Annotated in this window: 22 protein-coding genes; 8 read left to right on the forward strand and 14 right to left on the reverse strand. The window is 49.1% G+C overall.

Going from position 1 to position 22,831, the window contains the following annotated elements; translation table 11 throughout:
* Complete coding sequence (guaB, locus tag PSI9734_RS09640) at positions 1 to 1,470, reverse strand: IMP dehydrogenase (RefSeq protein ID WP_173920940.1); 1,470 nt, start codon at positions 1,468 to 1,470, stop codon at positions 1 to 3.
* A gap of 98 nt (positions 1,471 to 1,568) precedes the next feature.
* Here guaB and xseA point away from each other — a divergent pair, with 98 nt between their 5' ends.
* Entirely contained in the window at positions 1,569 to 2,909 is a 1,341-nt protein-coding gene (gene xseA, locus PSI9734_RS09645) for an exodeoxyribonuclease VII large subunit (protein ID WP_173920941.1), read from the forward strand.
* On the opposite strand, the gene PSI9734_RS09650 is transcribed toward xseA, so the two are convergent.
* The 3 genes from PSI9734_RS09650 to PSI9734_RS09660 all read right to left on the reverse strand — a co-directional run bounded on the left by PSI9734_RS09650 (position 2,878) and on the right by PSI9734_RS09660 (position 6,199).
* Positions 2,878 to 3,810 (reverse strand): AEC family transporter, encoded by a 933-nt coding sequence (locus tag PSI9734_RS09650; RefSeq protein WP_173920942.1) that lies wholly within the window; start codon positions 3,808 to 3,810, stop codon positions 2,878 to 2,880. The genes xseA and PSI9734_RS09650 overlap by 32 nt on opposite strands.
* Entirely contained in the window at positions 3,810 to 4,757 is a 948-nt protein-coding gene (locus PSI9734_RS09655; RefSeq protein WP_173920943.1) for a porin, read from the reverse strand. Before PSI9734_RS09655 ends, PSI9734_RS09650 begins: the two co-directional genes overlap by 1 nt.
* A 107-nt stretch (positions 4,758 to 4,864) precedes the next feature.
* Positions 4,865 to 6,199, reverse strand: coding sequence for a mechanosensitive ion channel family protein (locus PSI9734_RS09660; RefSeq protein ID WP_246194888.1), 1,335 nt, complete (start codon positions 6,197 to 6,199; stop codon positions 4,865 to 4,867).
* 84 nt (positions 6,200 to 6,283) lie between these two features.
* Between PSI9734_RS09660 and PSI9734_RS09665 the strand changes: the two genes are divergently transcribed.
* The 4 genes from PSI9734_RS09665 (at position 6,284) to srmB (ending at position 12,160) form a co-directional block, all read left to right on the forward strand.
* Complete coding sequence (locus tag PSI9734_RS09665; RefSeq protein ID WP_246194890.1) at positions 6,284 to 8,110, forward strand: sensor histidine kinase; 1,827 nt, start codon at positions 6,284 to 6,286, stop codon at positions 8,108 to 8,110.
* Positions 8,111 to 8,144: 34 nt separating this feature from the next.
* Positions 8,145 to 9,053, forward strand: coding sequence for a recombination-associated protein RdgC (rdgC, locus tag PSI9734_RS09670; protein ID WP_173920944.1), 909 nt, complete (start codon positions 8,145 to 8,147; stop codon positions 9,051 to 9,053).
* A gap of 39 nt (positions 9,054 to 9,092) precedes the next feature.
* A complete protein-coding gene (locus PSI9734_RS09675) occupies positions 9,093 to 10,769 on the forward strand; it encodes a dipeptidyl-peptidase 3 family protein (protein WP_173920945.1) in 1,677 nt (558 codons plus the stop codon).
* 167 nt (positions 10,770 to 10,936) lie between these two features.
* Entirely contained in the window at positions 10,937 to 12,160 is a 1,224-nt protein-coding gene (srmB, locus tag PSI9734_RS09680) for an ATP-dependent RNA helicase SrmB (RefSeq protein WP_173920946.1), read from the forward strand.
* Here the strand turns inward: srmB and PSI9734_RS09685 are convergent.
* The gene (locus PSI9734_RS09685; RefSeq protein ID WP_246194892.1) at positions 12,135 to 12,512 is read right to left on the reverse strand and encodes a VanZ family protein; all 378 of its coding nucleotides are present in this window, start codon (positions 12,510 to 12,512) and stop codon (positions 12,135 to 12,137) included. The genes srmB and PSI9734_RS09685 overlap by 26 nt on opposite strands.
* Positions 12,513 to 12,542: 30 nt before the next feature.
* A complete protein-coding gene (gene thiI / locus PSI9734_RS09690) occupies positions 12,543 to 14,036 on the reverse strand; it encodes a tRNA uracil 4-sulfurtransferase ThiI (RefSeq protein WP_173920947.1) in 1,494 nt (497 codons plus the stop codon).
* 114 nt (positions 14,037 to 14,150) lie between these two features.
* Between thiI and PSI9734_RS09695 the strand changes: the two genes are divergently transcribed.
* From PSI9734_RS09695 to dxs, 3 genes are read left to right on the forward strand one after another with little or no spacing between them, the layout of a single operon-like run.
* Entirely contained in the window at positions 14,151 to 14,396 is a 246-nt protein-coding gene (locus PSI9734_RS09695) for an exodeoxyribonuclease VII small subunit (protein ID WP_173920948.1), read from the forward strand.
* Positions 14,393 to 15,280 (forward strand): farnesyl diphosphate synthase, encoded by an 888-nt coding sequence (locus PSI9734_RS09700; protein ID WP_246194894.1) that lies wholly within the window; start codon positions 14,393 to 14,395, stop codon positions 15,278 to 15,280. The genes PSI9734_RS09695 and PSI9734_RS09700 overlap by 4 nt, the downstream gene beginning before the upstream one ends.
* Positions 15,281 to 15,284: 4 nt before the next feature.
* Positions 15,285 to 17,174 (forward strand): 1-deoxy-D-xylulose-5-phosphate synthase, encoded by a 1,890-nt coding sequence (gene dxs / locus PSI9734_RS09705; RefSeq protein WP_173920949.1) that lies wholly within the window; start codon positions 15,285 to 15,287, stop codon positions 17,172 to 17,174.
* Here dxs and PSI9734_RS09710 read toward each other — a convergent pair.
* Genes PSI9734_RS09710 through secF form a run of 8 tightly spaced genes read right to left on the reverse strand, consistent with a single transcriptional unit; the run spans position 17,136 to position 22,825 of the window.
* Positions 17,136 to 17,651 (reverse strand): phosphatidylglycerophosphatase A family protein, encoded by a 516-nt coding sequence (locus PSI9734_RS09710; RefSeq protein ID WP_173920950.1) that lies wholly within the window; start codon positions 17,649 to 17,651, stop codon positions 17,136 to 17,138. The genes dxs and PSI9734_RS09710 overlap by 39 nt on opposite strands.
* Positions 17,635 to 18,609: a thiamine-phosphate kinase gene (thiL, locus tag PSI9734_RS09715; protein ID WP_173920951.1), complete on the reverse strand. Its 975-nt coding sequence runs from the start codon at positions 18,607 to 18,609 to the stop codon at positions 17,635 to 17,637. The genes PSI9734_RS09710 and thiL overlap by 17 nt, the downstream gene beginning before the upstream one ends.
* An 11-nt stretch (positions 18,610 to 18,620) precedes the next feature.
* Complete coding sequence (gene nusB / locus PSI9734_RS09720; RefSeq protein ID WP_173920952.1) at positions 18,621 to 19,040, reverse strand: transcription antitermination factor NusB; 420 nt, start codon at positions 19,038 to 19,040, stop codon at positions 18,621 to 18,623.
* A gap of 12 nt (positions 19,041 to 19,052) precedes the next feature.
* Positions 19,053 to 19,517, reverse strand: a complete 465-nt coding sequence (gene ribH / locus PSI9734_RS09725; protein ID WP_173920953.1) for a 6,7-dimethyl-8-ribityllumazine synthase — start codon at positions 19,515 to 19,517, stop codon at positions 19,053 to 19,055.
* A gap of 50 nt (positions 19,518 to 19,567) precedes the next feature.
* On the reverse strand, positions 19,568 to 20,173 hold the full coding sequence (locus tag PSI9734_RS09730; RefSeq protein ID WP_173920954.1) for a lysophospholipid acyltransferase family protein: 606 nt from the start codon (positions 20,171 to 20,173) through the stop codon (positions 19,568 to 19,570).
* Positions 20,166 to 21,041: a DUF3014 domain-containing protein gene (locus PSI9734_RS09735; protein WP_173920955.1), complete on the reverse strand. Its 876-nt coding sequence runs from the start codon at positions 21,039 to 21,041 to the stop codon at positions 20,166 to 20,168. Before PSI9734_RS09735 ends, PSI9734_RS09730 begins: the two co-directional genes overlap by 8 nt.
* 18 nt (positions 21,042 to 21,059) lie before the next feature.
* Entirely contained in the window at positions 21,060 to 21,839 is a 780-nt protein-coding gene (gene yaaA / locus PSI9734_RS09740) for a peroxide stress protein YaaA (RefSeq protein ID WP_173920956.1), read from the reverse strand.
* Between the two features lie 38 nt (positions 21,840 to 21,877).
* Positions 21,878 to 22,825: a protein translocase subunit SecF gene (gene secF / locus PSI9734_RS09745; protein WP_173920957.1), complete on the reverse strand. Its 948-nt coding sequence runs from the start codon at positions 22,823 to 22,825 to the stop codon at positions 21,878 to 21,880.
* Positions 22,826 to 22,831 lie beyond the last annotated feature (6 nt).

Here is a 22,831-nt window from a genome sequence, read left to right on the forward strand (position 1 = left end):
TTAACCCATTCGATAGTTTGGTGCTTCTTTGGTAATTTGCACATCGTGCACGTGAGACTCGCCCATACCAGCTGATGTTACACGGACAAATTGCGGTTTAGTGCGCATTTCTTTAATCGTTGCACTACCGGTGAGCCCCATAGCAGAGCGCAGCCCACCCATTTGCTGGTGAATAATCGTCGCCATTGGACCTTTATAAGCAACACGCCCTTCAATACCTTCCGGCACTAACTTTTCGGCTTCGTTGGTTGCTTGGAAGTAACGATCTGATGAGCCGTTACGCTGATCCATCGCACCTAAACTACCCATGCCACGGTAAGATTTATAGTAACGCCCTTGGTAAAGTTCCACTTCACCCGGTGATTCTTCAGTACCTGCCAACATGCTGCCGACCATCACACAGTCGGCACCAGCGGCAATGGCCTTCGCAATATCACCAGAAAAACGGATACCGCCATCGGCAATCACTGGTACCCCAGTACCTTTCAAGGCATCTACCGCATCACTAATAGCAGTGATCTGCGGTACACCACACCCGGTAACGATACGTGTCGTACAAATGGAGCCTGGGCCAATACCTACTTTGACTGCATCCACACCGGCATCCGCCAGTGCTTTAGCGCCAGCGCCCGTCGCGACATTGCCCGCGATTAGCTGTAAATTTGGGTATTCCTTGCGCACATAGGCAACGCGATCGATGACGCCTTGCGAATGACCGTGCGAGGTATCTATCAACAACACATCGACGCCAGCCTCAACCAGCGCGGCAATACGCTCTTCTGTGCCTGGACCAACGCCTACCGCAGCACCTACACGAAGACGACCTAACTCATCTTTACAGGCATTAGGTTTGTTTTCTGCTTTGGTGAAATCTTTTAAAGTGATCATGCCACGCAAATGAAAGCTATCGTCCACAACTAAGATTTTCTCAATTCGATGTTTGTGCATCAAACCAAGTATTTCTTCACTTTGCGCACTTTCTTTCACAGTAATTAAGCGTTCTTTCGGCGTCATGATGGTGCCGACGCGTTTGCTATTATCACTTTCAGCACGAGCATCGCGACCGGTAATAATACCGACTAACTCGCCGCTATTTTCAACCACGGGGAAGCCATGAAACCCATGTTCCACACTTAATGCTCGAATTTCACCAAGTGTTGTATCAGGAGTGACTGTGACAGGGTCGGAAACCATTCCACTTTCGTATTTTTTGACTTTACGAACATGGGCAGCTTGTTCACTAATCGTCATATTCTTATGAACAAAACCAAGTCCGCCTTCTTGCGCCAGCGCGATGGCCAATGCTGCTTCGGTTACCGTATCCATGGCGGCTGAAACCATTGGAATCTTCAGTTCGATTCCACGCGTAAGGCGCGTGCGCAGGTCAGCGTTATGAGGTAAAACAGTCGAGTGACCGGGGACGAGTAAAACATCGTCGAAGGTAAGAGCTTCTTGAGCGATTCGTAGCATGGCAACATCCCACTAGCTGAGTTAATGTTGCGGGCAGATTTTACTCGTAAAGCGCTTTTCAGTAAACTGATTTTTTTACTTACCATGAGTTTTCTAACATGAGCAAAGCCGCAATATTCACTGTAGCCCAACTAAATGCTGAAGTGCGTCAAGTACTTGAACGTGGCTTTGGCTCAATTTGGCTAGTTGGCGAAATTTCGAACTTTGCCGCCCCAGGCTCAGGACACTGGTACTTTACGTTAAAAGATGAGCGCGCACAGGTGAAAGGAGCCATGTTCCGTAACGCCAATCAGCGCGCTAAAGTGCGGCCACAAAGCGGTATGCAGGTGTTGGTGCGAGCCAAAATCACTCTCTACGAACCGCGCGGTGACTACCAGCTGATAGTAGAACATATGGAGGATGCCGGCGCTGGGCTATTACAGCAGCGTTATGAGCAACTCAAACACAAACTACAAGCACAAGGCTTATTTGCCGCAGAACACAAACAACCGCTCCCCACAGAAATTCGTCGGGTGGGTGTGATTACTTCGCCAACTGGTGCGGCTATCCGCGATGTTCTTGCGGTACTGCAGCGCCGCGACCCAAGTGTTGAAGTCATTATTTACCCCAGCGCCGTACAAGGGCAAAAAGCCGTCGACGACCTACTTTTCGCCTTGCAGCGTGCATGTGCTCGGAACGAGGTTGATGTGCTGCTGCTGACCCGCGGCGGCGGTTCGCTCGAAGACTTATGGTGCTTCAACGATGAGCACTTAGCACACGCACTGCACAGCTGCCCACTGCCAGTGATTAGTGCGGTTGGCCATGAAGTTGATTTTACCATTGCCGATTATGTGGCTGACGTGCGTGCACCAACACCTTCCGCTGCCGCTGAATTAGTAAGCCGTGATCAACGTGAGGTTTTGCAGCGCCTACGGCAACTAGACCATCGCTTAATTCAACATTGGCAACGGCAGCGTAGCTTTCTTCAGCAGACCTTGCAGCATTGGCACAATCGCTTGCAGCAGCAACATCCACAGCGGCGCTTGCAGCAGAATAGCCAACGGGTCGACGAGCTTTACGCTCGCGCATCGGCAGCGCTGCAACGCACGCAGCGCCAGACCCAACAACGCTTAACGCAAAGCCATCAACGCTTGCAGTCGGTGCACCCGCAGCGTCAACTGGTGCCGCTGGCACAACAACTCGAGCAGTTGCAAAAGCGCAATAGCCAGGCAATACGTCAAACATTAAAAATATGGCAACAGCGGCAAGCCTCGACGTTGCAAAACTTGCAAATTGTAAGCCCGCTACAAACCATTGCTCGAGGTTATGCGGTGGTGCAAAATCAACAAGGTGAGTTAATTCGTCAACCACAACAACTCGGCGCCGGCGAAGCTTTTTCGGTTAAAGTTGCAGAGGGCGAATTCTGGGCTACAAAACAGTCTGAAGAGACTGCAGAATAAAGTACCACAGCGGCAAAGTTAAAAAGCACAACAGTACGCCATAGCCAACCACTGCCGCCGACAGTGTCGGTGCTAACCCAGCCATGATCGCTAAGGCGCCCGCCGATATCATGGCTGGCATTGCGGCTTCCATAATGGTTACCTGCACCGCGAGTTGCTCTAATCCAAAGCCCATCAGTATCAGTAAAGCCAACAAAGGCATCACCCCTAGCTTGAGCCCCAATGCCCAACCAAGCGGACCACGATCTTCCTGAGGTAACCTAAAGCGCAACTGAAAACCAACGGCCACCATAATCACCGGCACCAGCGTAATAGCTAATGAGTCGATAAATTGCTGCAGTACCGCCGGGTAGCCGAAATCACGAACCATGAAAGCGATAACCAATGCCACAAAGGGCGGAAAACGAAGGATTTTCCAGGCGATGGTCCTCGCCGACGGGCGCTTGGCGGACTCACCCGGCTGGTGACTATAAATAGCCGCAATAATGGTGGCATAAATCGATAAAATGAAAAAAGAACCAAGCTGGTCATAAAGCAGTGCGTAAGGAATGCCTTCGGCGCCAAAAAAGGCTTCAACCATCGGAAAACCAACAAACGATGTGTTGCCAAGTGGAATCACTATTAGCATCGCCCCGGTTGTCGCTCGCGGCCAACCACGCCAGCGCGCCAGAGTCAGTACCATCGGCACCGTTAACAACAACAGTAACCAAGGGATTAAAGCGGGATATAGCAGTTCTTTGCCGAACGTCAGCAGCGGTATTTTTTGCAGTACAAGGGCTGGTAATGCTACATAAATAACGTAAGCATTGAGGATTTGTCCGGTATTCTGAGCAAATTGCTGACTACGCCGCAGCAGTAGGCCAATTATCACGTAGCCAGCAATAAAAACAAAGTTTGCCATTAGAACTTGTGCTCAATCCCTATCGCTACGTAGCGCTGCTTGGCTTCAATCGTCTGGCGATCTCGTCCGGTGTACCAAGTGTAGATTTTAGTGCTACTGGCCAACTTGTAATCAACGCCCAGCGAAAGTGCGTCGTCTTCACCGTTGCCAAAGTCTATCACTTGGTATTGCGCTTTAAGGCGGAATTGTCCTAACGGTTGTTGCACACTTGCGACAAAGCCATCTGCCTCGGCGGTGCCATCAACACGCTCTTGCTGCTGCCACATTAAACCAAACATGGTATCGCTCACTTTGGTATAACCCACCAGCCGTTCAATGTCATAGCCGTCGACCTCGCGATCCATAGCGGCACCAAAGTAGTAACCCGTGGCATCAAGCGCTTCGTCACCATAGCTCAACGCCATGGAGTATCCGTCATCCTGTGTATCACCTTCGCTAAGCACGATACTTCCGGCAACTTGAAAGTGATTAAAACTAGGAGAATAGTAGGAAATGGTATTACTGGTGCGATTCTCGCCTTCAAATAAGCCTTTTACGTCGGCCACATAATCGCTAAATTGATCAATATCGCCTTGCACGGTTTTCAGTACCGTATCACGTCGACCGACTGTCAGTTCGCCAAAGCTACCTCGTAGCCCGACAAACTGGTTACGTGATTTTAAATTGTCATCCCCACCGAGGTCGGCCAAATCGACTTGCCACTCCAGTTGATAAATAACTTCCAAATCATCGGTAATTTTGCGCCCACCCTTCACACCAATACGAGACGAATTACTCTCTAATTCAGTGTCGGTGCTTGCGCCGTCATCATTGCTTTGCAGCGAGACATTGGCTTTACCGTAAAAGTCGAACGTAATTTCCTCGTCATCGCTACTCTGCTGCGCCATAGCCGAAGCGCTTAACAATGCCAACGGAAGCATCATCACAGCTACATAGTTGAATGTCATAACAGTTACCTTTTGCAGTAATTTAAAAATCGACTCAATACCTCGTAAAACGAGCCTATAGTAAGGTCGGTTTATGACAGTTTGATGAACCCAAAACAATGATTCTTCTACGCGTCACTTTCACGCTTTTCTTGCTCTTCTGGTGCATCGTCTTCTGACTCTGATTGGTACTCTTCTTGGTCTTGTTGCCGCAACTCTCGCGTCATTTCGCGCATATCAATACCACTTGGGTGCTGGAATACACGTAAACCAAACTCAGGCAATATCGACAGTAGATGGTCAAAAATGTCAGATTGTATGCTTTCGTACTTGGTCCACTCAGTGGTATCAGTGAAGCAATAAATTTCAATCGGCAGTCCATCCGAGGTCGGGTTAAGTAGGCGCACCATGAGCGTCATTTCTTGGTGAATCTTGGGATGGTGCTTGAGGTACTCAAGAACATAGGCTCGAAACGTACCTATATTGGTGATTCGGCGCGTATTCACAGGATCTTTACCGGCATCTTCTAATTTTTGATTCCAGTCTTCGAGCTCTTGTTGTTTGTCTTTAAGATAGTCTTTGAGTAGTTGGAAACGACCGACCGTATCCTCTTCGTCGTCAGTCAAAAAATGTACGCTTTGCTGGTCGAGTAGCAAACTTCGTTTCACTCGACGCCCGCCAGACTCCACCATGCCTCGCCAGTTTTTGAACGAGTCGGAAATAAAACGGCGCGTTGGAATAAAGGTAATGGTTTTATCCCAGTTCTGCACTTTCACCTGATGCAGTGCAATATCAATCACATCACCGTCGGCATTAAGGTTCGGCATTTCAACCCAATCGCCGACGCGAATAATATCATTTGAAGTGATCTGGACACTGGCCACTAGGCTTAACAAGGTGTCTTGGAACACCAACATTAGTACCGCCGCCATCGCACCTAAACCAGATAATAAAATCACCGGTGACTTATCGATAAGTACCGCTACCATCAGAATACTGGCCACCGCATAGATGACAATTTTAACGATCTGAATATAACCTTTGATGGGCCGCTCATGAGCATCAGGCTGACGTTCGTAAAGCGTATTGACGATGGTTAGCGTACCGCTTATTGAACGCGCAATGGTGATCACAATAAAGGCATAGCAAACGTTCGTTATCACCGTCGTTAGCGCGTCTGGAAGGTTAGGAATCGAGCCGATACCAAAGGCAATCACCAGCGCTGGTACCACATTCGCTAGGCGCGAAATGATGTTTCGCTCGATGGCGCGTTTGTCCTTGCCTGCAGGGGTATAACTTAGGATGCGCAATAAGCCACCCAGCAGCACTTTTTTTACAATAAAGTTTGCCAACCAAGCACCGGCCAATAATAACGCTAGTTTCGCCAGTGTATCCATATCAGGGCGTTCAACTAGCCATTGCTGTGCTTGTTCAAGTTTTTCTTGCACATCTTGCATCAACATTCGTCACTCACTACTTATCGGTTGTTTAGGCGGACAGCGCCCTAATTTATAACAAAAATTGGCGCCATTAGCTCCCCTTTTTGCATGAACCTAGCATTCCTCTGGCTAACAGTTGCGATTCAGCTTGATTGGGATAAACTGACTGCATCTTATCAAATAGGTTATTCGATGTCGGGCACCACAAATATTTCTAAATCGCTGCTGACCAACGTGCTTTCAGTCTATTTCGTACTGACCCTGACCGTTACCTGTGTGCAAGTGATGGGAGAGTACTTCGATACGAAGAACCAGTTGGTGCAAGAGTTACAGAATCAACAGAGTACGTTTAGTAACTCCCTTGCCCGCTCGCTGTGGGAATACAACAACCCCCAAATTGAAGCCATCGCCGAAGGATTAATTAATATCCCAGCGATCGCAGGTATTGCGATACGCGATGAAACCGGTGACACCATAGTGAAGCTCGGGCTCACCGACAACGTCAATTCATTGAACCTACATGCTGACGTCGAAGACCGCATTATTGCAGAGCGTAATGGCCTGTTCGGTTACTACTCAGCAATTATTTTCGAATTTGCTGGCGACTCTATCCGCGTTGGTGATGTGACCTTGTTCTCAACCCGCGACATTGCACTTGATCGGATCAAATTCAGTCTGTACTTCATCTTTGGTAATGCCATCATCAAAAGTACCTTTTTGATTGTGTTATTTACCCTTGCCTTTCATCGCATGTTAAATCGTCCGATGAACCTGCTCACTCAGCAAATTCGTAATTTTCGGCTCGATGATCTAGAGCACTCTCGTATTAACCTCAAGAGTAATCGTCATACTGAGTTTAATATGGTTGAGCAAGCTTATAACCAGTTGTTGGATAACCTCGAAGATTATCAAGAAGACCTTGAGCGAACACAACAACAGTTGGTCCACGCTAACCGAAAATTAGATGAGCAAAACGCAGTATTGGAACAAGAAGTTGCTCGCAAGACGTCAAGTTTAAGCCAAGTACTCACCGATTTAGAGCGCCGCAAAGGTGAGTTGGAACGCCGACAAACTAAATTAGAACAAGAAATTCGCCAACGTAAAATTGTCGAAGACGATTTACGTGAAACCAACTCACAACTACAGTCATCGGTCACTGCTTTCGAACGCGTTCAGGATCAGTTACTTGAGGCTGAGAAACTAGCATCCCTTGGCCGTTTGGTCGGTGGCATCACCCACGATGTAAATACACCGTTAGGTATTGGCATTACCGCCGCAAGCCTGGTCAAAGATAAACTCGATAACATGCAGCAAGCGCTCGAAAATAAAGAGCTTACCGAGTCGCAATTACGCACTTTACTTGGCGCCAGTTTAGAGAGCGCGCAACTGCTTGAAAATAACTTGGGTCGCGCCTCTGAGTTGCTCGATAGTTTCAAACAAGTCGCTGTTGACCAGACCTCAACGGCAGTGCGTGAAATCAATCTGGCGAATTATGTAAGCCATGTTTTACTCGCATTACAGCCTCGTCTTAAAAGCACCTCTCATACGGTCAACATTGACTGTCCGCCAGATCTTAATGCGCGGTGTCATGCAGGTGCCTTAGCCCAAATTATCACCAACCTCGTGCTCAACTCACTGATTCATGCATTTGCGGAGGACCAGCAAGGCGAGATAACATTGGCGTTTAGTCGCCATGGCGACCGCTTAGTGATTGACTATAGAGATAACGGTAAAGGACTCACTGAAGAACAACAGCAGCACCTGTTCGAACCGTTTTTTACCACGCGACGCGACTACGGTGGCAGTGGTTTAGGTACTCATATTATCCGTAATCTAGTTGAGCAAACCTTTAATGGTACTGTTAGCGTGCAGTCGGCACCAGGTGAAGGCCTCGCTTATCACATCAAATTACCAATTCAATTTATCGATAGCTAAGCTAACTTAGCAGTAAACACCAAGGAAAGAAGTTATGTGGTTTCGCAATTTGCGTATATATACGTTAGCTGATGATTTTCAACTCTCCGAAGATTTAGCTCCAGCTCTTAACGAGCATCAATTTAAACCTTGTGGTCGCAGCGAATTGGCTAGCTTTGGCTGGTCGTCACCGTTTGGCCCACGCAGCGAAGAATTATTTCACAAAATAGGCAATGCCTATTTGTTTTGCGCGCGCAAAGAAGAAAAAGTATTACCCAGTAGTGTCGTCAACGCGCAGCTTGAAGAACAGATAGAAGCCATCGAAGCAGATCAAGGTCGCCGCGTGGTTGGCAAAGAAAAACAGTCGTTGAAAGAAGACCTTGTGCACCAGCTTTTACCCCAAGCATTTACTCGTTTTAAACTGACCTGGGGCATGCTCGATATGGAAAATCGTATCGTCGTCGTCGACGCTTCTGCAAGTAATCAAGCCGAAGACTTCTTAGGCTTGATGCGCAGCAGCCTCGGCTCGTTGCCAGTGAAGCCTTGGTTTAGTGAACAGCCGACCGAACTGTACTTTACGCAATGGTTGAAGCAAGGCCAGTTACCCGGCGACTTTAATTTTGGTGACGAAGCTGAACTGCGATCCAGCGACGAAGAAGGCGGTATTATTCGCTGTAAAAAGCATGAGCTCACCAGCCCTGAAATCACGGCCCACCTAGAGCATGGCAAACAAGTAACTAAGCTTGCCGTTGAATGGCAAGAACGTATCACTATGGTGCTCGAGCAAGACATGGCGATTAAACGCTTTAAAGCCACTGACGTTCTGCTAGACGACCAAGATAAGCTCGTTGATGCGACGCCTGAGCAAAAAATAGACGCCGATTTTGCACTGTTAAGTGGTGAGTTACATGCACTATTCCCAGCACTCGTGAGTTTATTTAACGACGAAATCAGCGTAGATTAATAGCGTTTATACCACCAAAATAAGAACCATAGGTGCACTATGAAAACATACAAAACTTTTACCCTAACCGCCTTAGCGCTGCTAACTCTAAGTGCATGTGGGCAACAACAACCAGCAACACAGCCGACCGATGAAACGGCCGCACCGCCCGCTCACGTATTAACGCAAGAAGCTGAGCAACGTTTAGATATTTATCAACCTGTCGACTTAACCGCAGACCTGAGCCATTTAAGCGCGGATCAAAAACGCATGCTTGGGTTATTGATTGATGCCTCAAAAATTATGGACGAGCTATTTTGGCAGCAAGCCTACACAGGCGAAAAGGAACAGTTACTCAGTCAACTCGACAATCAAGAAGTACGCAAGTTTGTCGAGATTAATTACGGCCCATGGGATCGCCTCGATAATAACCAAGCATTTCTCACTGGCTTTGGAGCTAAACCCGAAGGTGCTAACTTTTACCCGGCAGACATGACCAAAGCTGAGTTTGAGCAGGCTGACTTTGCCGGCAAAATCGATCTTTATACGTTAGTACGTCGCAATGATGCCGGTGAGCTGTACAGTATTCCGTATAACCAGGCCTATAAAGAGCAACTCACCGCAGCGGCGGATCTACTCAGAGACGCTGCAGAGCTAGCCAGCAGTGAAAGCTTCGCCAACTACCTTCAATTACGTGCCGATGCCTTTGAAAGCAATAGCTATCAGCAATCTGATTTCGCGTGGATGGAAATGACCGACAATGCGATTGATATTGTGATGGGTCCTATTGAAACCTATGAAGATCAGCTTTACGGCTATCGCGCAGGGTTTGAGTCGTATGTATTGCTTAAAGACTTAGCCTGGAGCGAGCGTCTCGAAAAATATGCCGCTTATTTGCCTGAACTGCAACGTGGCTTACCGGTTGCAGAAGAGTACAAAGCAGAAGTACCCGGCTCAGGCGCACAGCTCAATGCCTACGATGTCATCTATTATGCCGGACACTCGAATGCTGGCAGCAAAACCATTGCCATTAACTTACCGAACGACGAACAAGTTCAGTTAGAAAAAGGCACCCGTCGCTTACAATTGAAAAACGCCATGCGTGCGAAATTTGATGAAATTTTAGTGCCCATCGCCGACCAATTGATTGTGCCAGAACAGCGTCAACACATTACGTTCGATGCGTTTTTTGCCAACACCATGTTTCATGAAGTTGCACACGGCTTAGGAATAAAAAATACCATTGATGGCTCGAATACCGTTCGTCAAGCACTCAAAGAACATGCCTCGCCTTTAGAAGAAGGTAAAGCGGACATCCTCGGGCTTTATATGGTCACCCAGCTACTCGAAAAGGGGGTCATAGAGGAAGGTCAACTAGAGGACTATTACACGACCTTTTTAGCTGGAATCTTCCGTTCGGTGCGCTTCGGTGCCTCAAGTGCTCATGGCAAAGCCAATATGATCCGCTTCAATTATTTTGCTGAAGCCGGTGCCTTTACCCGTAACGAACAAGGTCAATACGCAGTGGATATGAGTGCCATGCGCGAGGCCATGACCAGTCTTTCAGATAAGATCCTGACCTTACAGGGTGATGGCGATTATCAAGGCGTTGGTGAACTGTTCGACACCATGGGCAATGTCGGTGACACCTTGCAAACAGATCTCGATCGTTTATCTGCCGCTAATATTCCGGTGGATATTACCTTCAACCAAGGTAAACAAACCCTCGGGCTCTAACTTTTAGCGCGGCGCTGTGCGCTCAAGTAGAGCGCCGCACTCTAGCAAACCAATCAACTTGACAGCTTTTGCTGACTTTCATCGCACAAATCCCTTCTTTGATATAAAATTGCAGTCATCATTACTAAACCTGACGAAAGTTATCGTTTGGCTTAAAGGAAAACATCATGACCCCCGATTGGGATCAACTAGAACTCGACGACGAATTAATTGACGTTTTGCTTGGCGCAGAACTTAACAAACCAGCTAAAGTGCAACAGGCCGTGATCCCTTTGGCACTGGCTGGCCAAGATTTGTTGGTCAACTCGCCAACCGGCACGGGTAAAACGCTTGCGTTTTTATTGCCAGCATTGCAGCACTTAATCGACTTTCCACGCCAACAACCTGGCGGTGCTCGGGTGCTTATCTTAGCGCCTACCCGTGAACTCGCACAGCAAATCGCCGAACAAGCAGACGCATTTGAAGAGACCACCGGCTTGCGCTCAGTGCTTATCACGGGTGGCGTCAACTACGGTAGTCAGCACCAGTTATTAGAAAATCCCCATGATATTTTGGTGGCGACGCCAGGTCGACTGCTCGACCTTTTGAATGCCGAACAATATGAACTCGAACATATTGAGTGGCTGATTATTGATGAAGCCGATCGCATGCTTGATATGGGCTTTTCCGAGTCAGTGAAAATGATTGCCCATTCGGCCTTGCAGCTAAAACAGTCGCTACTGTTTTCAGCCACCCTTGAAAGCCCAGGCGTGCTGCGCTTCTCGGCGGCCATTCAAAATGAGCCTGAACACATTGTGGTGCAGCCGCCTAAGCGCGAAAAAGGTAAAATTTTACAACGCTGGTATCAGGCAGACACCGCCGATCATAAACTAAAATTATTGCTACGCTTGCTGAACGATTATCCAGGGCGCCGCGTTATTTTTGTGCGCACCCGTGAAAAGGTAGAAGAACTTTCGGCAAAGCTTTGGAGTGCCGAAGTTAAAAACCTTACTCTGCGTGGCGATATGCCCCAAGATGAGCGCCAGAAAATAATCGCACGCATGGAAACCTTTGCCGATGCCACCTTGATAGCAACAGATATTGCCGCTCGAGGGTTAGACATTGAAGATATTGAGCTAGTTGTTAACTATGATTTACCCCGCCAAGCAGATATCTACCTGCACCGTATCGGACGTACCGCGCGAGCCGGTAAAAGTGGTGTTGCGGTAAACTTGGTCGAAGCCCACGACGCTGAATTGCTGGGTCGTATTGAACGCTATCAAGACACTAAAATTGAGCGGCGGGTCTTCGCTGAGCTTAAACCACAATATAAATTTCCTGACCCGAAAAAGCGCGCGAAAAAGAAAAAGCGCAAGAAAGCCGACGCTAAGAAGAAGACGAAGAAGTCTTAGATTGTTTCTTACGGTGGCGCATAAAGCGCCACCAGGCTATCAAATAAAAGCTCGCCGCACCTGCGCCATCTGCCAATAAGTCTCCCCAACTCGATGTACGATACGGCAATAACTGCTGAATATATTCAATCAGTACGCCATAACCTGTCAGCACTATGAGGGCCAACCAAATGGGGATCGGGAACGCGTGATGGAACGCCCAAGCAAGGACAAAAAATGCAGCAAAATGCACCACTTTATCAAGGTGTTCGAAGCGCGGTAGGTCGCCGCTCGATACCTGCATTAAGAATGATGCTGTAACCACCGCCAGCAACGCAATAAAGAGTGCACGCGCCCAATTCTTAGAACTCATCAAAGATCCTTGTCGGTTACCACTTCAACCCTAACGTGGGGGTTGATAAACGCCTACATTGTTATAGCCTTGCTCTTGTAAGTAAAGAGCCTGGAGCTTACTCATTACACCTTTTTCACAATAAAGTAGGTAATGCTGCTTTTTATCAAGCTCAGCAAAGGCTGTCGCAAGCTTAAAGAATGGAATACTGGTGACTTCTATACCTTCAGGGAGTTGCCCTAACGGACGTGCTTCTTGCTCATCGAGACTGCGGATATCGATGATGACCTCACCCGCTTGCACTGAATCAACGGTACTTACCGGCTGCACCAGCTCATCGGTTGCCTCGCCAATGTGTCGCACGTCTTCAACATTCGCCGCTCGAACAACTTTTTGCAGCAATTCAGGGTCGAGCTTCGCCTCAGCTTCAGCAACGGCATCGCGTTGCGCTTTCACGGTTGGCTTGATCGAAATCACTCCACAATATTCCGGCATACTGCGGGCTATATCGGCGGTGCCAATGTGCTCGGCAATATTAATGATCTCTTGCTTATCCATGGTGATGAGAGGCCGCAGTACTAAACCATCGATCGCCTCATCGATAACACTTAAGTTGCTTAAGGTCTGGCTTGAAACTTGGCCTAAAGCCTCGCCAGTAACCAGCGCACTGGCGTTAATACGGCGCGCCACAATTTGCGCTGTGCGTAACATTTGGCGCTTAAGCACCACCCCCATCAAGCCATTGTCGACCTCTGCCAAAATCTCTTCCACCACCGGCGCAAAATCAATGCTAATAAATTTCAGCGGATGGGAACTTGCAAAGGTGTTCCATAGGTAATAAGCCGTTTGGCGTACCCCAGTTTCATGACGGTCGCCACCTAGATTGAAAAAGCAAAAGTGAGTACGTGCACCACGACGGAGCAATTGAAAACTGGCAACACTTGAGTCAAAGCCACCTGACAATAAGCTCACCACGGTTTCTTGGGTGGGTAAGGGGAATCCGCCTAGGCCTTTTTGTTTGTCACCAAAAACCCGTACGGTATCGTTATCAACTTCAATGCGTACTTCAATAGTGGGTCGACGTAACTCCACTCGCGTACCTTCAACATTTTGCAATACGGCGCCACCGATATAGCGCTCTAGATCCATCGATCGAAACCCGTGCTTGCCTTTTCGATTGACCCGCACTGCAAAACTCTGCTGTTTTAACCGTTCACCCCAAGTCGCCAACACTTGCGCGGCAATAGGCGTAAAGTCGGCTTCCTCGGTCGAATTCAGCGTAAGCTCGTGCGAGCGGCTAAACCATGCAATACCCGGAATATTTCGTAATTCGTCGCTAATTTGTTCGGCTACTTGCTGATCTTGGCTGGCGACATTAACTTCAATACGATCCCAAAGCCACAATACCTTGATGGGTGCGGCGTCTTCGATCTCGACACGTTTAAGAATATTTTTTAGGTTGCTAACCAGTACCTTGCCGTAGCGTTTGCGAACACCTTTACTCTTAATGGTGATTTCGGCATGTAAGCGAATAACAAATTTCATCAGATGGCGACTTCTTTTACTTTAAAAACGCGCTAGTATACCTGATTTGACGGTCCATCGGAATCAGGGTAAGTTGTGCGCCACTGTGCGCCACATAGAATAATAGGTACTGCTATGAGTGATTTATCGCTAGAACAAGCTATTCAAGATTTAGAAAAAATTGTGGTTCAGCTCGAACAAGGCGAGTTGCCGCTCGAACAGGCTCTTGAACAGTTCGAAAAAGCGGTACGATTGTCGCGTTTAAGCCAACAAAAATTACAACAAGCTGAGCAGAAAGTAAGCCAATTATTGCAACAACAAAATGGTGAGGAACTGACGCCATTTGCTGCGACGCCAGAGCAAGATGAGGCCAGCTCGTGAAATTGACGGCCATGCTCGAGCAGCAGCGCGAGCGTATTAACTTGGTCCTTGGCCAACAGCTTGATGCACAAGCATCTGCAGCGGGTGAACTAAAAGCAGCGATGCGCCATGCGTTATTGCTAGGTGGCAAGCGGGTACGCCCCTTTCTCACCTACAGCGTAGGAACGCTCTGTTCAGCTCCTGCAGCAGCACTAGACAGCGCGGCGGCGGCCGTTGAATGCATCCATGCCTATTCATTGGTGCATGACGACTTGCCCGCCATGGACAACGACGACCTACGCCGTGGGCAACCCACCTGCCACCGGGCTTTTGACGAAGCGACCGCCATCTTGGCAGGTGATGCCTTACAAACCTTAGCCTTTGACTTGCTAAGTCAGCCACACAACGAGCTCGACAGTCAGCGACAGCTAGCCATGCTGCGCACGCTGGCAAGCGCCAGTGGCATGCAGGGTATGTGTGCCGGGCAAAGCCTTGATCTCGAAGCCACCGACGCACAACTGAGTGAAGCCGACTTAGAACAAGTTCATCGACTTAAAACTGGGGCGCTTATCACTGCCGCAGTGCAGCTGGGTGTTCTTGCCGGCAACGACGAAGCGCAGCAGTATTATGCCGACTTCAGTCAATTTGCCACTTGGTTAGGCCTTGCGTTTCAAGTTAAAGACGATATTTTGGATGTCACAAGTTCGACAGAAACTCTCGGTAAAACAAACGGTAAAGACGAAGCAGCCAATAAAAGTACGTACGTACAGTTGCTTGGCTTAGACGGCGCCCAGGTTAAGCTCTCGCAATTACACCAGAAAGCGCTTCAAGCGCTCCACAGAATCCCCTACAATACACAGCTACTAGAAGAATTTGCAGAACAGTTGTTAAATCGGGATCATTAATCGCATGACATCTTCGTCTCACGACACTTATCCGTTGCTCGACGGTATCGATAACCCAGCAGACTTGCGCACGTTACACGAGCGCCAGTTGCCACAACTTTGCGCGGAAGTTCGCGACTTCTTGCTGAACTCAGTCAGTCGCAGTAGTGGCCACTTAGCATCAGGGCTTGGCACCGTAGAACTTACCGTGGCCTTGCACTATGTGTACGCCACGCCACACGACCAACTGGTGTGGGATGTCGGCCATCAAGCGTACCCACATAAGATACTGACTGGACGCAAGCAACAACTGCACACGATTCGACAAAAAGACGGCTTGCACCCGTTTCCATGGCGGCCTGAAAGCGAATACGACACCTTAAGTGTCGGTCACTCTAGTACCTCCATCAGTGCAGCCTTAGGAATGGCCATCGCCGCCGAACGAGAGCGTTCTGAGCAACGTGTTGTCGCGATTATTGGCGATGGTGCAATGACGGCAGGTATGGCGTTCGAAGCACTCAACCATGCGGGTGATATTAAGCCCGACATGTTAGTTATCTTAAATGATAACGATATGTCGATTTCAGAGAATGTTGGCGGCCTCAACAATCATCTTGCGCGGGTATTATCGGGTAAATTTTATACCTCGATTCGCGAGGGTGGCAAAAAGCTTTTACAAGGCATGCCGGGCATTCAGCACCTTGCCAGTCGTGCTGAAGAACACATGAAAGGCATGGTTGCGCCAGGGACTATTTTTGAAGAGCTTGGCTTTAACTACATCGGTCCAATCGATGGTCATGATGTCGACTTGTTGGTGTCAACGCTGCGCAATATGCGCCATTTGAAAGGTCCGCAGTTCTTGCATATTGTCACGCGCAAAGGCAAAGGCTATGAGCCCGCAGAAAAAGATCCGATTGGCTATCATGGGGTGCCTAAGTTCGATCCAGCAACCACTTCATTGCCCACTAAGACACCAGCGACCCCTTCTTACTCAAAAGTCTTTGGTGACTGGTTGTGTGAAATGGCCGCAGCCGACCCGAAACTGATGGCGGTAACGCCCGCCATGCGCGAAGGCTCGGGCATGGTTGAGTTTTCACGGCGCTATCCGCAGCAATATTTTGATGTTGCCATCGCTGAACAGCATGCGGTGACGTTTGGCGCTGGGCTTGCGATTGGCGGTTATCACCCGGTCGTCGCGATCTACTCGACGTTCTTACAGCGTGGTTACGACCAGCTTATTCACGACGTTGCGTTACAAAACTTGCCGGTACTATTTGCGATTGACCGCGCTGGAATCGTAGGTGCCGATGGGCCAACCCATCAGGGCGCATTTGACCTCAGTTATCTGCGCTGTGTCCCTAACCTAGTGGTAATGACACCAAGTGATGAAAACGAGTGCCGTAATATGCTCTTCACCGGACACCGGTTACAACAGCCTGCCGCAGTGCGCTACCCGCGCGGTAACGGTATCGGCTGTAACATCGACGATCAGTTACAAGAATTAAGCATAGGTAAAGGTCGGTTAGTACGTGAAGCCTCAACGCCAGAATCAAGCACCACCGTTGCCATTTTAAGTTTTGGTACGGTGTTACACGATGTGCTACCAGCCGCCGAGGCGCTCGACGCTACCGTCGCCGACATGCGCTTTGTTAAACCACTCGATCAAGAGCTGATTCGTCAACTGGCGGAAGCCTACGATTTATTAGTCACGGTCGAAGATAACGTTGTTGCCGGAGGCGCTGGCAGCGCGGTAGGTGAATTCTTACACCAGCAGGGCTTAACCACGTCACTGCTGCAATTAGGTTTACCAGATACCTTTATTAAGCATGGTGATCAAACTGCCGTGCGCAACGAGCTTAAACTCGACGCCGCCGGCTTAGAACAAAGCATTCGTGAGCGCATAGCCCAGATGTAACAGTCCTGCGCTGACGATACCTGCTAAGATATCGTCAGCCATAATCCCTAAGCCACCGTGTAAATGCTTATCGCACCAGCCTATCGGGCCTGGTTTGACGATATCGAAAAAACGGAACAGCACAAAGGCCAAACTCAAATTAAGCAAGGTCGCCGGTAGCAAGCTCATTGCGAGTAAGTAACCGGCTATTTCATCTAACACGATTGCCGGGTGATCATGCACACCTAACGCGTCAGCAGTCATACGACATAAAACAATTCCCGCCCCGCTGACCAGCCCAGCAATAAGTAAATAAAGCCATGGCGAGACATCTTGCAGCAGTAACACAATAGGAATTGCGGCTAAGGTTCCAAAGGTTCCGGGCGCTTTCGGTGCTAAACCACTGCCAAACCCCAATGACAAGAAGTGCACCGGATGCAGTAACTGTTTAACTTTTACTTTGGTGGGCCGCGTCGTCGCTTTAGCTGAAGTGGTCATAGCCCTCACGCTCTCGTTGGCTGAACCAAGGCTCATCGTTTCGTAACAGCGTTAGTGTATTGGCCTCATTGGTAATTCGACCAATACAAATAGGTTTCGCTGGATGATGTGCAAGCACCGTATCGAAGACACCGCGGCGACTTTCTGGCACGGTAAAACAGAGTTCATAATCGTCGCCACTGCTCAAGGCATAATCAATAGCGGCGTCAGCCGCGACAGACTCGGTCATAGCTAAGCTTAATGGTAATTCGTCAACATCAACTCGAGCGCCGACATTAGAAGCCTTGAGAATATGCTTAAGATCAGCGACTAAACCATCGGAGATATCGATAGCACTGGACGCAATTTCTCGTAAGTTTTGCCCTAAGGCTACGCGCGGAGACGGAAAATAGAGCCGTTCAAGCACCCGTCGATAGTGCGCATCGGAAATCGTCGTCCGTTGTTGCTGTACGGCCAGCGCAAGACCCGCATCGCCAATGCAACCGCTAACAAACAGCCAATCGCCTGGCTTGGCACCATCGCGGCGCAACGCAGTGCCCGCTGGCACAAAGCCATGGGCGGTAACCGTTACAGTTAGGGGGCCTTTGGTAGTATCACCACCAATTAGTTGGCAACCATAATAGTCACAGATCTCTTTGAGTCCGTGGCTGAAGCCATTCAACCAATCTTGGTCGGCCTCGGGTAAGGTCAACGCTAAGGATAGCCATGCCGGCTCAGCGCCCATCGCCGCTAGATCACTTAGGTTCACCGCGGCGACCTTGTGCGCAATAGCGCGTGCAGGGGTTTGTTCGTCGAAATGGACACCACTGACCATAGTATCAGTGGCAACGACGAGTTCTGCGCCTTGAGGAAGCGCAAGCACAGCACCATCGTCGCCGACACCAAGCACCACATCGTCGCGTTGCGGCCAACGATGGGTGAAGTAGTTATCAATGAGATCGAACTCGCCAAAGGCCATAAACAGCCTTGCTATTTACGCGTTGGACGCAGGCTATCGATGGCTTTATCCAAAACGCCGTTGACGAATCGATGGCTTTCATCGGCGCCAAATGATTTGGCTAATTCAATCGCTTCATTAATCGCTACTTTATAAGGCACATCAAGACGCTCACGAAGTTCAAACGCCGCCAAGCGAAGGACGGCTCGTTCAACATGATCGAGTTCGTTGAGGGGGCGATCTAAAAACGGTGCAAGCGAATCATCAAGCGCTTTGACCTGACCTGCAACACCACGCACTAATGCCAAAAAGTAGTCGACATCGATTTTACTGGTGTCGTTATCAGTGAGGAACTGAGCCTCAATGTCGCTCATGCTATTCTCACTTAGTTGCCAAGAATAGATGGCTTGTACGGCAAGCTTGCGCGCTTTGCGACGTGCTGCTGGTTTCATAATCGTTCCCTCTTATAGCTGCTCAAGTACATTGACCATTTCAAGTGCGCTCAATGCAGCTTCAGCACCTTTGTTACCTGCTTTTGTGCCACTTCGTTCAATGGCTTGCTCGATAGTGTCAGTGGTAATCACCCCGTTCGCTACAGGAACACTGAACTCATGCATTACACGGCTTAAGCCGCTATTACATTCACCTGCAACGAAGTCAAAATGTGGTGTGCCACCACGAATCACGGCACCGATTGCGATAATCGCATCATAATCGCCAGTTGCAGCCAAACGACGGGCTACCAGCGGCAGTTCATAAGCACCTGGAGCTTTAACCACGGTAATATCATTATCAGCCACTTGGCCGTAATGCTTTAAGGCTGTTACCGCACCATCAACAAGGCTATCGACGACGAAATGGTTAAATCTCGAAACAACCAAAGCAAATTTTTTGCCTGGCGCAGCGATGCCTGCTTCAATTACGTTCATGATTGCATCCTTCTAAAGAAATCGGCGGGATAATACCACAGTTTTTCGTATCAGGCATGTTCAGGGTTTTTACCCACAGCATGCGACAACGCTTGCTTGACTCGCGCTAATTCACTGTCGATATCGCCGGTAATAAAAATCGGTGGGCAAATATCAACGGTTTTCTTGGCGAAGTCGAGTGCAACAGGTACCACGGGCACATGAGCCGCTTTAGCGATGTGCAAAAAGCCCCTCTTCCACTCTTTTACCTTGGTTCTAGTTCCTTCAGGTGACAACGCCAATATCAATTGCCCACGCTGCTGAAACTCACTCACCATTTGCCCCACCACACCCTGCGCTGAGCGACGATCAAGTGGAATTCCGCCGAGCCAGCGCAATAGCCCATTCACTGGAAAACGAAAAATCGTATGTTTGCCTAAGTAAGAAAGGTTGAGCCCTAACGCCAGCATTACGAAAACACCAACGAAAAAGTCCCAGTTAGAGGTGTGCGGAGCGACCGGAATAATGGCTTGGCGAGTGGCAGGCAACTGGCCTTGAACTTTCCAGCCACCGAGCACCCGCATACCGACGCGCCCGACCCAACGACTGAAGCGATTACCGCGCGTTGGGAAAGGTGCTCGTAAATGGGGTGGTATTAATTGATCAACATCATTCATCTTGCAACGCAGCTTGCAGTGCTTCGAGCTTAAGTTTTACGCGGCGCATATTGTCCGGGCCCAACCGTAGCATCTGCTTCTGCGCGTCAGAAAGCGCCTCTAAGGCCGGATCTGCATAGCGATACATGACACTGTCATCGTTCAGTTCAATTACGGTGCCGACCGATGGCGTGGCCATGAGCACTTCGATGGCGTCTAATACCACTCTATCGGCCTGCGCATCAGGGTAGCCGATTTCAGCCAAGGCTTCGTTAACTAATGGTTGATAGCGGTCGAGTAAGGTTGTCATCGTGTCCACGTCTAAGCTGACAAACCAATCGACCACCGTGTTGTAACGATCGTAGGAGCGCGGGTCGATATAAATTTTGTCGTCTTGTTCAAGCACCCGGAAACGACCTTTAGGACCACTCACGGGTGCTGCATCACGCACCACAACACCATTGCGAATGTTATCCAGAAAGACGACGGCATCGCGAATCAATTGTTCACTTTGCAAGGGCTCGACGGGCTGCTCGGCAGCAGCTAAGTCAGCAACCACTGCAGCGGTACTGTTTGAGAGGCTAGGTAACTCTGGTTCTGGTTCAACCGGCTCTGGCGGTTGCGGCTCGGTCTCAGTCGGCGTTTGCTCACCCAACTCAACGGTGTCGGCGGGGTCGGCGACCAGCTCTTGTTGCGGCTCTTCAGCCTCAGGAGCTGCTACCGGCGCTTCGACCACCTTAGGTGCTGGTGGGGTCGACGAGCTTGACTGCTGATCTGTTGCTAAATACCAAATCACCACAACTGCGAGTGCAATAACAACGAGTAAGGCTGCAATCAACTTGCCTTTGCCAGCTGGCTGAGGTGAGTTATTTGCGTCATGATCATTCATGTCAGCTCCTAAATACGGTTACTGGTCGCGCTCAGCACGCTGAAACACCAACTGTGAATCCGTTGATTGCTCTGCGTTAAAGCGATAGCCATTAAGATTAAACTTTTTCAGTTCGGCCACACTAGTGATGCCATTTTCCATAATGAAACGGGCCATTGCACCACGCGCCTTTTTCGCCCAAAAACTGATCACTTTAAACTGACCATTTTTTTCGTCTTTAAATACCGGCGTTATCACGTCAGCTTGTAAATTCTTAGTTTCGACACTAGAAAAATACTCATTTGACGCAAGGTTGACCAACACCTCACTGTTTGCGGCTTTCAAGTCTTCGTTCAGGGTGTCGGTAATGACATTGCCCCAGAACTCATAAAGATTCTTGCCGCGTGCGGTGTCTAGCTTGGTTCCCATTTCCAGACGATAGGGCTGCATCAGGTCCAGTGGCTTCAATACACCATATAGACCCGACAAGATGCGTAAATGTTCCTGAGCAAAGGTAATTGTTTCTTCGGACATTTTTTCCGCTTGCAGTCCGGTATACACATCGCCATCGAAGGCAAATAAGGCAGGACGTGAATTATCTGGTGTAAACGGCTGCTGCCAATCAGCGAATCGCGCAGCGTTTAAACCTGCCAACTTGTCGCTGATTTTCATCAGTGAGCCAAGCTCTTGGGGCGACAACGACTGACAACGATCAACCAGATCCTGAGCATATTCGAGTAGCCGCGGCTGGCTGTACTCGGCGGTTGGTAGCGGGCTCTCGTAGTCTAAGTTCTTTGCTGGTGATAACACGACTAACATTTAGCGTTCTCCTCTTCCCTAATAATCACCGATGCCGGTTAAGGCATCGGGTCTAGGTCTTCACCTTCTTTCTCAACTTCTGGCGGCATTAAGTCGTCACGGCTAACGCCTAAAGCAAGCGCCAACGAGCTGGCAATGTAAATCGATGAATAAGTACCGATAATCACGCCAAATAGCAATGCCGTAGCAAAGCCATGAATTAACGCACCGCCCAGGAAGAACAAGGCTAACAATACCAGAATTGTCGTTAAGGAGGTGATCACTGTCCGACTCATGGTGTTGGTCAGGGCACCATTGATAATCTCTTCTGGCGTTCCTTTACGGAATTTACGAAAGTTTTCACGGATCCGATCGCTCACCACTACGGTATCGTTAATCGAGTAACCAATCACTGCGAGTAACGCCGCCAAAACAGTAAGGTCAAATTCCAGCCCTAGCACTGAAAATAAGCCCAAGGTAAGAATCACATCATGCGCCAACGCGCCGACCGCACCTAGTGCTAAACGCCACTCAAAGCGAAACGCAATATACACCAAGATACAAATCAACGCCGTGAGCATGGCAAGACCACCCTGCTCGGTCAGTTGGTCGCCAACATTAGGCCCAACAAACTCGATACGGCGCATGGTTACATCTTCATCGGCCGCTGCACGTAACAGCGACAAAATAGACTCACCAACTTCTTGTGCTTTTACGCCTTCTTGCGGCTCAATGCGGATCAAGACGTCCTGCTGGGTGCCAAAATTCTGTACCACGGCGCCAGCAAAACCATTGGCATCAAGGGTGTCGCGGATCTCACTAAGATTCGCTTCACGCTCATAGCCGACCTCGATGACCGTACCACCGGTAAAGTCGAGGCCCCAGTTAAGCTGATTCACTGCCAGCGAGGCAATTGACGCCACCAATAAAATACCACTTAGAATCCACGACCCCATGCGCAACCGCATGAATGGTATAGCTTTATCCGTTTTAATTAACTCGTGCATGTGGCC

This window comes from Pseudidiomarina piscicola (assembly GCF_902806985.1).
Lineage (GTDB): Bacteria > Pseudomonadota > Gammaproteobacteria > Enterobacterales > Alteromonadaceae > Pseudidiomarina > Pseudidiomarina piscicola.

Excerpts from the sequence above, each read along its gene's own strand:
- guaB (WP_173920940.1), bottom strand. The coding sequence starts at position 1,470 with ATGCTACGAATCGCTCAAGAAGCTCTTACCTTCGACGATGTTTTACTC.
- xseA (WP_173920941.1), top strand. The coding sequence starts at position 1,569 with ATGAGCAAAGCCGCAATATTCACTGTAGCCCAACTAAATGCTGAAGTG.
- PSI9734_RS09650 (WP_173920942.1), bottom strand. The coding sequence starts at position 3,810 with ATGGCAAACTTTGTTTTTATTGCTGGCTACGTGATAATTGGCCTACTG.
- PSI9734_RS09655 (WP_173920943.1), bottom strand. The coding sequence starts at position 4,757 with ATGACATTCAACTATGTAGCTGTGATGATGCTTCCGTTGGCATTGTTA.
- PSI9734_RS09660 (WP_246194888.1), bottom strand. The coding sequence starts at position 6,199 with ATGTTGATGCAAGATGTGCAAGAAAAACTTGAACAAGCACAGCAATGG.
- PSI9734_RS09665 (WP_246194890.1), top strand. The coding sequence starts at position 6,284 with ATGAACCTAGCATTCCTCTGGCTAACAGTTGCGATTCAGCTTGATTGG.
- rdgC (WP_173920944.1), top strand. The coding sequence starts at position 8,145 with ATGTGGTTTCGCAATTTGCGTATATATACGTTAGCTGATGATTTTCAA.
- PSI9734_RS09675 (WP_173920945.1), top strand. The coding sequence starts at position 9,093 with ATGAAAACATACAAAACTTTTACCCTAACCGCCTTAGCGCTGCTAACT.
- srmB (WP_173920946.1), top strand. The coding sequence starts at position 10,937 with ATGACCCCCGATTGGGATCAACTAGAACTCGACGACGAATTAATTGAC.
- PSI9734_RS09685 (WP_246194892.1), bottom strand. The coding sequence starts at position 12,512 with ATGAGTTCTAAGAATTGGGCGCGTGCACTCTTTATTGCGTTGCTGGCG.
- thiI (WP_173920947.1), bottom strand. The coding sequence starts at position 14,036 with ATGAAATTTGTTATTCGCTTACATGCCGAAATCACCATTAAGAGTAAA.
- PSI9734_RS09695 (WP_173920948.1), top strand. The coding sequence starts at position 14,151 with ATGAGTGATTTATCGCTAGAACAAGCTATTCAAGATTTAGAAAAAATT.
- dxs (WP_173920949.1), top strand. The coding sequence starts at position 15,285 with ATGACATCTTCGTCTCACGACACTTATCCGTTGCTCGACGGTATCGAT.
- PSI9734_RS09710 (WP_173920950.1), bottom strand. The coding sequence starts at position 17,651 with ATGACCACTTCAGCTAAAGCGACGACGCGGCCCACCAAAGTAAAAGTT.
- thiL (WP_173920951.1), bottom strand. The coding sequence starts at position 18,609 with ATGGCCTTTGGCGAGTTCGATCTCATTGATAACTACTTCACCCATCGT.
- nusB (WP_173920952.1), bottom strand. The coding sequence starts at position 19,040 with ATGAAACCAGCAGCACGTCGCAAAGCGCGCAAGCTTGCCGTACAAGCC.
- ribH (WP_173920953.1), bottom strand. The coding sequence starts at position 19,517 with ATGAACGTAATTGAAGCAGGCATCGCTGCGCCAGGCAAAAAATTTGCT.
- PSI9734_RS09730 (WP_173920954.1), bottom strand. The coding sequence starts at position 20,173 with ATGAATGATGTTGATCAATTAATACCACCCCATTTACGAGCACCTTTC.
- PSI9734_RS09735 (WP_173920955.1), bottom strand. The coding sequence starts at position 21,041 with ATGAATGATCATGACGCAAATAACTCACCTCAGCCAGCTGGCAAAGGC.
- yaaA (WP_173920956.1), bottom strand. The coding sequence starts at position 21,839 with ATGTTAGTCGTGTTATCACCAGCAAAGAACTTAGACTACGAGAGCCCG.
- secF (WP_173920957.1), bottom strand. The coding sequence starts at position 22,825 with ATGCACGAGTTAATTAAAACGGATAAAGCTATACCATTCATGCGGTTG.